Annotated in this window: 10 protein-coding genes; 8 read left to right on the forward strand and 2 right to left on the reverse strand. The window is 71.7% G+C overall.

Features of this window, described 5'->3' with window-relative positions:
- The first annotated feature begins 127 nt into the window (after positions 1-127).
- Complete coding sequence (locus ACZ58N_RS25535; protein ID WP_471164133.1) at positions 128-508, forward strand: ArsR/SmtB family transcription factor; 381 nt, start codon at positions 128-130, stop codon at positions 506-508.
- 27 nt (positions 509-535) lie between these two features.
- On the opposite strand, the gene ACZ58N_RS25540 is transcribed toward ACZ58N_RS25535, so the two are convergent.
- Complete coding sequence (locus ACZ58N_RS25540) at positions 536-1,039, reverse strand: hypothetical protein (RefSeq protein ID WP_471164136.1); 504 nt, start codon at positions 1,037-1,039, stop codon at positions 536-538.
- 346 nt (positions 1,040-1,385) lie between these two features.
- Here ACZ58N_RS25540 and ACZ58N_RS25545 point away from each other — a divergent pair, with 346 nt between their 5' ends.
- Entirely contained in the window at positions 1,386-2,867 is a 1,482-nt protein-coding gene (locus ACZ58N_RS25545; RefSeq protein WP_471164138.1) for a carotenoid oxygenase family protein, read from the forward strand.
- Between the two features lie 104 nt (positions 2,868-2,971).
- Here the strand turns inward: ACZ58N_RS25545 and ACZ58N_RS25550 are convergent, their stop codons facing one another.
- Positions 2,972-3,502, reverse strand: coding sequence for a P-loop NTPase family protein (locus ACZ58N_RS25550; RefSeq protein ID WP_471164140.1), 531 nt, complete (start codon positions 3,500-3,502; stop codon positions 2,972-2,974).
- A gap of 167 nt (positions 3,503-3,669) precedes the next feature.
- Here ACZ58N_RS25550 and ACZ58N_RS25555 point away from each other — a divergent pair, with 167 nt between their 5' ends.
- The 6 genes from ACZ58N_RS25555 (at position 3,670) to ACZ58N_RS25580 (ending at position 11,161) form a co-directional block, all read left to right on the forward strand.
- Complete coding sequence (locus tag ACZ58N_RS25555) at positions 3,670-4,548, forward strand: aminoglycoside phosphotransferase family protein (protein ID WP_471164392.1); 879 nt, start codon at positions 3,670-3,672, stop codon at positions 4,546-4,548.
- A 313-nt stretch (positions 4,549-4,861) separates the two neighbouring features.
- Entirely contained in the window at positions 4,862-5,920 is a 1,059-nt protein-coding gene (locus ACZ58N_RS25560; RefSeq protein WP_471164143.1) for a FecCD family ABC transporter permease, read from the forward strand.
- 145 nt (positions 5,921-6,065) lie between these two features.
- Complete coding sequence (locus ACZ58N_RS25565; RefSeq protein ID WP_471164145.1) at positions 6,066-7,217, forward strand: FecCD family ABC transporter permease; 1,152 nt, start codon at positions 6,066-6,068, stop codon at positions 7,215-7,217.
- A 42-nt stretch (positions 7,218-7,259) separates the two neighbouring features.
- Positions 7,260-8,156 (forward strand): ABC transporter ATP-binding protein, encoded by an 897-nt coding sequence (locus ACZ58N_RS25570; RefSeq protein WP_471164147.1) that lies wholly within the window; start codon positions 7,260-7,262, stop codon positions 8,154-8,156.
- 153 nt (positions 8,157-8,309) lie between these two features.
- A complete protein-coding gene (locus tag ACZ58N_RS25575; RefSeq protein ID WP_471164148.1) occupies positions 8,310-9,374 on the forward strand; it encodes an iron-siderophore ABC transporter substrate-binding protein in 1,065 nt (354 codons plus the stop codon).
- Complete coding sequence (locus tag ACZ58N_RS25580; RefSeq protein ID WP_471164151.1) at positions 9,371-11,161, forward strand: ABC transporter ATP-binding protein; 1,791 nt, start codon at positions 9,371-9,373, stop codon at positions 11,159-11,161. Before ACZ58N_RS25575 ends, ACZ58N_RS25580 begins: the two co-directional genes overlap by 4 nt.
- Positions 11,162-11,203: the final 42 nt, after the last annotated feature.

Below are 11,203 nucleotides of genomic sequence, written 5' to 3' on the forward strand. Positions count from 1 at the left end.
TGAAACCGGTCAACCTCGGCCTTGCGTGGGCCCGCGGAACGGGAAGATGGGTTCCGACAGCTGTCCGACTCCGAACCCCCGGAACGGCAAGCACCGTTCCACGCACACGGCGGGAGCATGCGTGGGAATGCAGGTACCCCTGTACCAGGCGAAGGCCGAGTTCTTCCGAATGCTGGGCCACCCCGTCCGCATCCGTGTGCTGGAACTGCTTCAGAACGGTCCCGTGCCCGTACGGGAGCTCCTCGCGGAGATCGACATCGAACCGTCCAACCTCTCGCAGCAGTTGGCGGTGCTGCGTCGGTCCGGCATCGTCGTCTCCATTCGCGACGGCGCGACCGTCAGCTACGCGCTGGCGGGCGGAGACGTCGCCGAACTGCTGCGCGCCGCCCGCCGGATCCTGACCGAGCTCCTGGTGGGCCAGCACGAACTCCTGGAGGAACTCCGCCAGGGGGAGCCGGCGCCCACCCCCGCGAGCACGCTACGGAGCACGGGCGTGCACGCGGACTGAAACCGCCGCCGGCGTCCTCGATCCCGGCTACGGGAGCGCGCTGGTCACACCGTCGACGACCATCATCCACATGGGCTGGGCGCCCGTACCGAACGCCGACGCCAGCACGTAGCCGATGGAGGCGTCGACCGGCCGGACCTCGACGTCCTCCTGCCACTCGACGATGACCATCTCGTCACCGTCGCTGGAGAAGTCACCCAGGTGCGTACCGTCGCGGGTCAGCCTGCTGCTGGGCACGGAGTCGGGGACCAGCCGGTAGACGGCTCCGTCGTACGTCACGTCCACCCGGTACGAGCGCCTGGTCAGCCCGCCCTTCGCCGGCATCAGCCCGGCCTCACGGCCGTCGACGCTCAGGGCGAGGAGCGCCGGGTCACGCGTGCCGATCGCGATGTGGGGGTCCACCTCCGTACCGGGAGAACGCTCCAGGACCGCGCGGGGTATACCCGGGCCCTCCACCTCGATGCGGTCCTGGCCTTCCTGGCGAACCGTGACGTCACCGAACAGCGTGTCGTCGATGGGTGCTCGGTCCATGTCGTTCACAGTCATGAGTCGTTTCGCTCGGAGGGGACGGATCGGTCGGATCCGTCGCAGCGGACGGGTCGGTCGGAGTGGACGGTCGGTCGACCGGACACCCCGTACCCGGACGTGGCGACATGCCTACGTGGCAGGGGACATGACGCCCGCCCGGCTCACCGTACTGGCCGCCCGACCCCTCCCGATGCCCGGGGGCCGGGGGTGCCCCCGCCCGGTGCGCGGTCGTCGCCTGGCGCCCGCGGCGGGCCCGCGTTTCACTGGAAGGTGCCGCACACGCGCGCCCGCGGAGGACCCGTCGCGTCGGTAGGGGCCCTCCGGCCGCGGACGCATGCCGGGAGGTCCCGTGAACACGCACACACCACCCCGCTTCGACCCCACACGGGTCGCCCACCTGCAGGGTTCGTTCGCGCCGGTGACCGAGGAGGTCGAGACGGCCGACCTGGAGGTTACGGGGGCACTGCCGGACGCACTGGACGGCCTCTACCTGCGCAACGGGCCCAACCCGCGCTTCACGCCGATCGGCTCCTTCCTGTACCCCATCGACGGGGACGGCATGCTGCACGGCGTGTGGCTCTCCGGGGGCCGGGCCCGGTACCGGAACCGTTTCGTTCGCACCCCGGCGCTGCTCGCCGAGGAGCGGGCGGGCCGCGCGCTCTGGGGCGGACTCGAATCGATGATCATGCCGGACGCCGACCAGGTCGGACCGGAACTCGCGGGCACCTTCCGGGACCTTCCCGACGTCAACGTCGTCCGCCACGGCGGACGCCTGCTGGCGCTCGCCGAGTCGGCCTGCCCCTTCCGCATGGGCGCCGACCTGGAGACCCTGGGCAAGGAGGACTTCGGCGGCGCACTCCCCGCGGGCATCACCGCCCACCCCAAGATCGACCCGGTCACGGGCGAGATGGTCGTCTTCTGCTACGGCCTGGAGCCGCCCTACCTGACCTGGTCGGTCATCGACCGCGACGGCACGGTGACGCGCGGTCCCACCCCGGTCGACGGGGTGGACGAGCCCATGATGATCCACGACATGGCCCTCACCGCCCGCTACGCCGTCCTCGTCCTCGCCCCCGTCTTCTTCGACCTCGGCGCCGCCATGGCGGGCGGCTCCGTCCTGGCCTGGCGGCCCGACCGGGGCACCCGCGTGGCATTGATCCCGCGCGACGGCGGACCGCCGCGCTGGGCCACCGACGAGGCCTTCTGGATGTGGCACACCGTGAACGCGTACGACGACGGTCCGGGCGCGGACGCCCCGGTGGTCCTCGACTACGTGCAGTGGAGCCGGCTGACCGTCGGCGGGGGCCCCGAGGACGCGGCGGACCCGGTGACCGGCGGCCTCGTACGGGCACGCATCGATCCGGTCGCGGGCAGCATGGCCCGCACCATGCTCGACGACACCCGGGTGGAGTTCCCCCGGATCGACGACCGGCGCATCGGACAGCACCACCGGTACGTCGCGCTGGCGACCGACACCGGCCGGACCGACCTGCTGCCCGGCGAGTACGACGCCGTGCGCTGGTACGACACCGAGACCGGCACCAGCCGGGTCTGGGCGGCCGGGAACCTGTCCGTCGGCGAGCCGGTCTTCGCCCCCGAGCCCGGACACGACGCGGACGGACCCGGATCCGGCGGCCCCGGCGCGGACGGACACGGCTACTGGCTGACCTTCGCCACCGACCGCACCGACGGGGCGAGTTGGTTCCTGGTCATCCCGGCCGAGGACCCCGCCTCCGGCCCGGTGGCCCGCGCACGCGTTCCCGTACGCGTCCCGCTCGGCCTGCACGGATGCTGGCTACCGACGGTGGGCGCCCACGGGGCCGGACGCTGACCCGGCGGGGAGTGTCGTCCCGCACGTCGAGGCACGCCGTGGCCCGTGCCTTCCTCGGCGGCCGGGGCGGGCGGACGCCGTTCGCGGTGTCCTGACGGCACGTCCTACGAGCCGGCCCGAACGTCCCTCAGCCATCGCCGTACTTCCCTGGCGTTGCGCAGTCGGACGGCGACGAGGTGGGGATGGGCCGCGAGTCGTTCCCCGATCGCCTTGCGCCTCACCGCGTGATGGGTCCAGGCCCAGCGCATCGGATGCTCGGGATCGGACAGGAACTCCCGCAGCGTCTCCCGGTTCCCGTTCCACAACTCTCGGCGGGTGACGACCCGGAGGACCGATCGACGCACGACCCGGTGCATCACCGTCCTTCGCGGGAGGTCGAGCCAGACCAAGGTATCCGCCCTGGTCCACAACAGGCCGCCGAGCGTGGAGTGGTACTGCTCCTCGCACACCCATCGGGGCTCGGCGGTGAACCTGGCCACGTCGTCCTCGAACTCGGGGCGCTTCACCCACTGCGGACCGTGGTAGAGGGCGTCCAGCTCGGTCCGGGGCAACCCGAGGCGAGCGGCGAGCGCCGTCGCCATCGTGGTTTTGCCCGCCCCCGAGATCCCGGCGACGATCACACGTTCCATACCCATGTGCCGCAGGCTATCCGAGCCGGAACCGAGCGGTTCGGGCCTGGGATCGCCCGGGTGCCCGACGCCGGAGCTCCAGGTCGCGGGCCGCTTCCGCCTCGTGTCCCGGTCGTGCGACGATCCGGAACAGTGAACCGGAAGAACGGGCAGGTGAAGGGCGCATGGTCAGGATGCACGCGGACGAAGCGGATACCGACGCGGGCCTGGTGCGACGGTTGTTGCGCGCCCAGTTCCCCCGGTGGGCGGACCTCCCGATCGGTCGGCTCGCCTCCGGAGGCACCGTCAACGCGATCTACCGGCTCGGCGACGACCTGACCGTGCGACTGCCGCTGCGGCCCGGCGGCGGCGAATCCATCGCCATGGAAGCGCGGCTGCTGCCCCGGCTCGCCCCGCTCCTGCCGTTGCCGATCCCGGAGGTGGTGGCCACCGGGGTCCCGGGGGAGGGGTACCCCCTGCCCTGGTCGGTGTACCGGTGGATCGACGGCAGCAACCCCGTCGAGGGCGCTCTCGCGGATCCCGGCCCGGTGGCCCGCGCCCTCGCGGACTTCGCCGTGGCCTTCCGCAAGGTCGACCTGACGGGTGGTCCGCCCGCACACCGCGGCGAGCCGTTGATCACCGAGGACCGGGAGGTACGGGCGGCCATCGAGGCGCTGCGCCACACCGACGAGCCCTTCGACGTCGACGAGATCGTCGCGGCCTGGGACGAAGCACTCGACGCCCGGCCCTGGAGCGGCCCGGCCTGCTGGACGCACTCCGACCTCATGCCGAGCAACCTGCTGCTCATGGGTGACCGCGTCTCGGCGGTCATCGACTTCGGCACCGTGGGCAGGGGAGAACCCGCCACCGACCTCATCCCCGCCTGGAACCTGCTGCCCGCCCCGGCGCGGCACGCCTACCGCGAGGCGGTGGACGTGGACGACGCGACGTGGGCCCGCGGCCGGGGCTGGGCGCTCTCCATGGCGGTCATCCAACTGCCGTACTACCGGGCGACCAATGCCATCATCTCGGCCAACGCCCGTCACGTGATCCGCGAGATCCTCGGGAGCTGAACACGCGGCGGGCGGGGTCCGCCGGGGCGGCGATCGGCGGTCCCGTGGGCGCGGCAGTCCCGCACGAGGGTGGGGGTGGTGCGGGGCCCGCGCACTCCCACCCGTCCGTTTTGTCTCTCGACAGTCGTAAAAGATCAGCTTAGCCTTGCCTAAGTCCTGCACGCGACTGCATTCCTGTGCGCCCCGTTCCTCCTGTTTCGAGTACCAGCCGCACTCCGTTCGGCATCGGGCGACATCCATCCGCGCCGCCGCCGGTGATGAGGCCCGCCGATCCGGGTTCACCCGGTGCATCGAAGGGATAACGTACAGCGACATGGGCACGACCATGATGGAGCGCTCGGCACACAAAGGCACAACCGACCTTCAGAACCGAAGAGTTACCGGCCTGTTCGTGCTCTCACTGGTCCTCCTGGCCGCAGCGGTCGTGTCGTTGGCGGTCGGCGCTCGGGCGCTGAGTCCCGGCGAAGTGTGGCAGGGCCTGCTCGGGGCGCCGGACCCGGACCGGCGGCTCACCGAGATCAGACTCATCGTGCAGACCGTACGGGTGCCCCGGACGGTGCTCGCGGTGGTGGCGGGCATCGCCCTCGGGGTCGGCGGGGCACTGATCCAGGGCTACACCCGCAACCCGATCGCCGACACGGGGCTGTTGGGGGTGAACTCCGGCGCCTCCTTCGCGGTGGTGACGGCGATCGCCGTGTTCGGGTTCGTCAACCCGTTCCAGTACGTGTGGTTCGCCTTTCTGGGCGCCGCGGTCTCCGGCGTCCTCGTGTTCGGCCTGGCGAGCATGGGGCGCGGGGCGGGGAACCCGTTGACGCTGGCCCTCGCCGGGCAGGGGGTGACGGTGTTCCTCGCGGCGATGACGACGGCGGTCGCGCTCTCGGACAAGGCGTCGCTGAACGCGCTGCGCTTGTGGAACGCCGGCTCCGTCGCCGGGGTCGGGTTCGACGTGATCCGGCCCGTGACCGCCTTCATCGGGGCCGGGCTGCTGCTGGCGGCGACCACGCTGCCGGCCGTCAACCTCCTCAACCTGGGCGACGACGTGGCACGGGGGCTGGGGGTGAACGTCGCGCTGACCCGCACCACCGGCATCGTCGCGATCACCCTGTTGGCCGGGGCGGCCACCGCGGCCTGCGGGCCCATCGCGTTCCTGGGCCTGATGGTGGCGCACGTGGCCCGGTACCTGACCGGCCCCGACTACCGTTGGCTGGTTCCCTACGCCGGTCTGCTCGGCGCCATCGTGCTCCTGGTCTGCGACATCGTGGGGCGGCTGCTGGTGCGCCCCGGCGAACTGGACGCGGGCGTCGTCGTGGCCCTGCTGGGCGCCCCCTTCTTCGCGTTCCTGGTGTGGCGCGGAAAGTTCAGGAGCGCGTGAACGGGGCCGGCGCCGCGCCACCGGGCGCGAGGGGATCCGACGTGAGGGCCTCCGGCGCGAAGGTGTCCGGCGCCGAGGCGTCGGGTGTGAAACCGTCGGGCGGGGAGCCGGTGGACGCGAACACATCGGAGGTGGGGGCGCAGTCATGAAGGCATCCGATGTGAAGTCGTCCGGGACGGGGTCGTCCGGGACCGGGTGGTCCGATCCGCGGTCGTCGGACCCGCGTGCGCCGAGCGCCGGGTCGTCGGGCGCGGCGCCGGCCGTGGCCCCGGGCGTGCGGCTCGGCAGGGTGTCGTTCGTCTGGCGGCCGTGGATGCTGGCCGTCACCGTGGTGCTGGCCGCGGCCACCTTCCTCGTGTTCTGCCTGTCCATCGCCGTCGGGGACTTCCCCATCGGCCTGCCCCGGGTGATCGGTACGATCCTGGGCGGGGGCGAGCAGGTCGACGAGTTCGTGATCATGGATTTGCGGATGCCGCGCGCCCTGGCCGGATGCGTCGTCGGCGTCGCGCTCGGCGTGTCCGGGGCCATCACCCAGTCCATCGCGCGCAATCCGCTGGCGAGCCCGGACATCCTCGGCATCACCGGGGGCGCCGGTGCGGTCGCCGTGTTCCTGGTGACGGTGTCGGGCGGTACCGCGACGGCCGTCGTCAACTCCGTGGGCCTGTCCGGAGCGGCCCTCGCGGGAGGTCTCGGTACGGGGCTCCTCGTCTACTTCCTCGCGTGGCGGCGCGGGGTCGACGGCTTCCGGCTCATCCTCATCGGGATCTCCGTGAGCGCCGTCATGGAGGCCGTCACGACCTGGCTGCTGGTCAGCGCCGACATCCGGGACGTGGCCAGGGCGCAGGCATGGCTGATCGGCTCGCTGGACAACCGCTCCTGGGACGACATCACGGTGGCGCTCCGGTCCACGCTCGTCCTGATGGCCGTGGTGGCGTGCGTCGCCTTCCAGTTCAAGCCGATGCACCTCGGCGACGAAGTGGCCGCCGGCCTCGGCGTCCGGTACACGGTGGTCCGTGCGGTCCTGCTCCTGTGTGCGGTGCTGTTGGCCGGGGTGGCGGTCGGTGCGGCGGGTCCGGTCCCGTTCGTCGCCCTCGTGGCGCCGCAGGTGGCCATGCGGCTGACCAGGTCCCCCACGCCGCCGATGATCGCCTCCGGCGTCGTCGGAGCCCTCCTGCTGATCGGTGCGGACCTCGTCGCGCGCACGGCCCTGCCGATCACGTTGCCGGTCGGTGTGGTGACCGCGGCGGTCGGTGGCCCCTTCCTCGTCTATCTGCTGGTGCGGGCCAACGTCCGCTGACCGGTGCACACGTTCGAGAAAGTCCGGATCAGGGGGGGGATCGTGTCCGTTCAACACATCGCCGGGGCCGGCCCGGGAGGTGACGGCGCCGCCACCGGGGTGAACGGCGCCTCCCGACTGGCGGCCCGGGGCGTCACGGTCGGGTACGGCACCCGCACCGTCATCGACGGCCTCGACGTGGCGGTACCACCACGGGTGATCACCACGATCATCGGCGCCAACGGATGTGGGAAGTCGACCCTGTTGCGGACCCTGTCACGGTTGCTCAAACCGACGAGCGGGACGGTCGTGCTGGACGGCGAGGACATCGCCACCCTCCGGACCAGGGACGTGGCGAAGAAGCTCGGGCTGTTGCCGCAGGCTCCGGTGGCGCCCGAGGGCCTCACGGTGGCCGACCTGGTCGCCAGGGGCCGCCATCCGCACCAGAGTTGGCTTCGGCAGTGGTCGTCCGACGACGCGGCCGTCGTCGAGCGGGCGTTGGCGATGACCGGCGTGGCCGACCTGGCGGACCGTCCGGTCGACGCGCTGTCCGGAGGCCAGCGCCAACGCGTGTGGATCTCGATGACGCTGGCCCAGGGCACCGACCTGCTGCTGCTGGACGAGCCGACCACCTACCTGGACCTCGCCCACGCGATCGACGTGCTCGACCTCGTGGACGACCTCCACGAGTCGGGGTGCACCGTGGTCATGGTGCTCCACGACCTCAACCTGGCCACCCGCTACAGCGACAACCTCATCGTCATGAAGGAGGGTTCGATCCTGGCGCAGGGCCATCCCGGCGAGGTCATCGACGCCGATCTGTTGTACGAGGCGTTCGGCCTGCGCGCCAAGGTGATCAACGATCCGGTCGGCGACCGGCCGCTCATCGTGCCGATCGGCCGCGCCCACGTACGGGTCGACGGGTCGGACAAAGATACGGAGCAAGTAAGGCTAGGCTAGCCTCACTTGCGCACGGTAGGGTTTGCCTGCCCTCGGGCGGGACGAACGGGAAACGGGAACGGCGACGCGGACGGCGACACGGGCCGCAACGGGACCCGCGGGACGAACCGCGACACGGACTGCAACGGACAGTACGACAGCAAGGGACTGCGGATGCTTCTCCAGCGAACGACGCGTACGAACTCCTGGCGAAGGGCGGCGGCGTTACTGTCCGCGGCCACCCTCGGGCTCGGCCTCCTCGCCGGGTGCGGTTCGGACTCCAAGGACGAGAGGGACGGGAAGAGCGACGGCGCACCGGCCGCCGCGACCGGTGCCTTCCCGCTCAGCGTGGAGCACGCGTTCGGATCGACGAAGGTGGCCAAGGCACCCCAGCGGGTGGTCTCCGTCGGCTACACCGACGACCAGGCGATCCTCGCCCTCGGCATCAAGCCCGTCGGGATGGTCGACCAGTACCCGAACCCGCCGGGCACGGCCCCCGACATCAACACCCAATGGCCTTGGGTGAAGGAGAAGTGGGGCACCACCCGCCCCGAGGTCGTCATGAACAACGGTGACACCGGCCCGAACTACGAGAAGATCGCCGCACTGCGCCCCGACCTGATCATCGCGGTGTACTCCGAGATCGACCAGGCCGCCTACGACAAGCTCTCCAGGATCGCACCGACGGTGGGCCGTACCAAGGCCGAGAAGGAGCCGTTCAGCGCTCCCTGGCAGGACAACGCCCTCCACATCTCCAAGGCCCTGGGCAAGGCCGATGAGGGCGCCGCGCTGGTCAAGGGCATCCAGGACAAGCTGGACGCGGCCCGCGCCGCCCACCCCGAGTTCGCCTCCCAGACCGCCGTCGCACTGTCCTGGTACAAGGACTCGGCAGCCCCGTTCACCACCACCGACGTACGCGGCCGACTCGTCACGGGCATCGGCTTCAAGGGCCGGACCGAGATCGACGAGATCGCGGACGGCAAGTTCTTCACCACGTTGTCCCCGGAACGCATGGACCTGATCGACGTCGACCGGCTCTTCGTCATCAACGACAAGGCGGACACGGAAGCCCTCAAGAAGTTCGAGCTCTTCGCCAACCTGTCCGCCGTCAAGAACGGCAAGGTGTCCTACCTGCTCGACAGCGAGGGCCCGGCGGTCGGTGCGGCCATGTCCCAGGGCACCCTGCTGTCCCTGCCCTACGCCATCGACGAACTCGTCAAGTCGGTCGGCAAGGTGTGAGCACCACCGACACGCGCCCGACGGCCCCGTCCACCCTGCACACGACGACCGGACGCGAGGCCGCCCGCTGGGTGGCCGCGCACTGCCGCGAAAGGCCCTGGCTGACCTCGGCCACCGTGCTCACCACGGTGGCCGGGGCGGCCCTCCAGGTACTCCCGCTCCTACTGCTCGGCCGGGTCGTCGACGCCGTCGTCGCGGGCGGGCCGCGGTCGATCCTGGTCACGACCGGGGCGGTGATGGTGACCGCCGCGTTGCTCGGCGCGGCGGCCACCGCCGTGTCGACGTACCTCGTGGGGCGCCTCGGCGCCGACCTGCTCGCCCGCCTGCGCGAGGGCGCCGTCCGGGCCGTGCTGGGGATGCCGAGCGCCCGGATCGAGCAGGTCGGCCGTGGTGACGTCCTGTCCCGGGTCGGCGACGACGTGGCCGTGCTGTCCAAGGGCATCCGCACGGCCGTCCCCACGGTGTTCTCGGCGGGCGTGCTGGTCGTCATCGCCACGGTCGGCATGTTCGGCCTGGACTGGCGGCTCGGCCTCGCCGGCGCCGGCGCGCTGCCCGCGTACGCGCTGGCCCTGCGCTGGTACCTGCCGGTGTCCGCCCCGCTCTACCAACAGCAGCGCGCCGCCCAGGCCGACCGGGCCCAGGCCCTGATCAGCGGACTGAACGGGATCGACACCGTACGGGCGTACCGCCTGGAAGGGGCCGTCCGCGACAAGGTCACCAGCGAGTCGTGGCGGGTGCGCAACCTCGGTGTCGAGGTGTTCCGGCTCTTCGGGCGCTTCGTCGGCAGGGAGAACCGCGCCGAGTTCATCGGGCTGGTCCTGATCATCGTGGTCGGGTACGCCCTGCTGGAGGCCGACGCCGCCACCCTGGGCGAGGTGTCGGCCGCCCCACTGCTGTTCCACCGACTGTTCACACCGCTGGGCTCCATCATGTTCACCTTCGACGAGGCACAGAAGTCGGGCGCGAGCCTGACCCGGCTGGTCGGAGTGCTGGGGGAGGACGCGGAGGACCGCCTCGTCGGCGCCCTGACCTCCGCGTCGGCCCCGGACGTGCGCCTCCCGGTGACGGTACGGGGCCTGACGTTCGGCTACCCCGACTCCGAGGAACCGGTCCTGCGGGACGTCGACCTGACGATCCCGGCCGGCGGCTCGCTCGCCCTGGTGGGGGCGACCGGCGCGGGCAAGTCGACGCTGGCCGCCCTGATCGCGGGCATCGGGACCCCGCAGGCCGGGTCGGTGCGCATCGGCCCGACGGACCTCGCCGGAGTGGACGAGGCCGGGGCCCGGGCACTGGTGAGCATCCTGACGCAGGAGACCCACGTGTTCTCCGGACCCCTCGCCGAGGACCTCCGGCTGGCAGCTCCGGACGCGACCGACGACGAGGTGATGGCGGCCCTGACCACGGTCGGCGCCGACAGCTGGGTCCGGGCCCTGCCCGCCGGACCGGACACGCCGGTCGGTGAGGGCGGCGAGCGGCTCGACGTCACCAAGGTCGCACAGATCGCCCTGGCCCGACTCGTCCTGGGCCGGACGCCGGTGGTCGTGCTCGACGAGTCGACCGCGGAGGCGGGCAGCGAGGGCGCGGCCGAGCTGGAACGCGCCGTGCTCGCCGCCTGTAGGGGACGCACCACCCTGTTCGTGGCGCACCGGCTGACCCAGGCCATGGCGGCGGACCGGATCGCCGTGCTGGACGCGGGTCGCGTCGTGGAACAGGGGAGCCACGAGGAACTGGTGGCCCTGGACGGCCGCTACGCCAGGCTGTGGCAGGCGTGGCGGGAAGGCAGCTGAGTGACCCCTGCCCCGTACGGGGCAGGACGGTGAAACAGAAAG

This window comes from Streptomyces sp. NPDC040432 (genome assembly GCF_055595445.1).

Bases quoted from the DNA above. Each gene is read 5' to 3' on its own strand.
- ACZ58N_RS25535 (WP_471164133.1), top strand. From the start codon at position 128: ATGCAGGTACCCCTGTACCAGGCGAAGGCCGAGTTCTTCCGAATGCTG.
- ACZ58N_RS25540 (WP_471164136.1), bottom strand. From the start codon at position 1,039: ATGGACCGAGCACCCATCGACGACACGCTGTTCGGTGACGTCACGGTT.
- ACZ58N_RS25550 (WP_471164140.1), bottom strand. From the start codon at position 3,502: ATGGGTATGGAACGTGTGATCGTCGCCGGGATCTCGGGGGCGGGCAAA.
- ACZ58N_RS25555 (WP_471164392.1), top strand. From the start codon at position 3,670: ATGCACGCGGACGAAGCGGATACCGACGCGGGCCTGGTGCGACGGTTG.
- ACZ58N_RS25560 (WP_471164143.1), top strand. From the start codon at position 4,862: ATGGGCACGACCATGATGGAGCGCTCGGCACACAAAGGCACAACCGAC.
- ACZ58N_RS25565 (WP_471164145.1), top strand. From the start codon at position 6,066: ATGAAGGCATCCGATGTGAAGTCGTCCGGGACGGGGTCGTCCGGGACC.
- ACZ58N_RS25575 (WP_471164148.1), top strand. From the start codon at position 8,310: ATGCTTCTCCAGCGAACGACGCGTACGAACTCCTGGCGAAGGGCGGCG.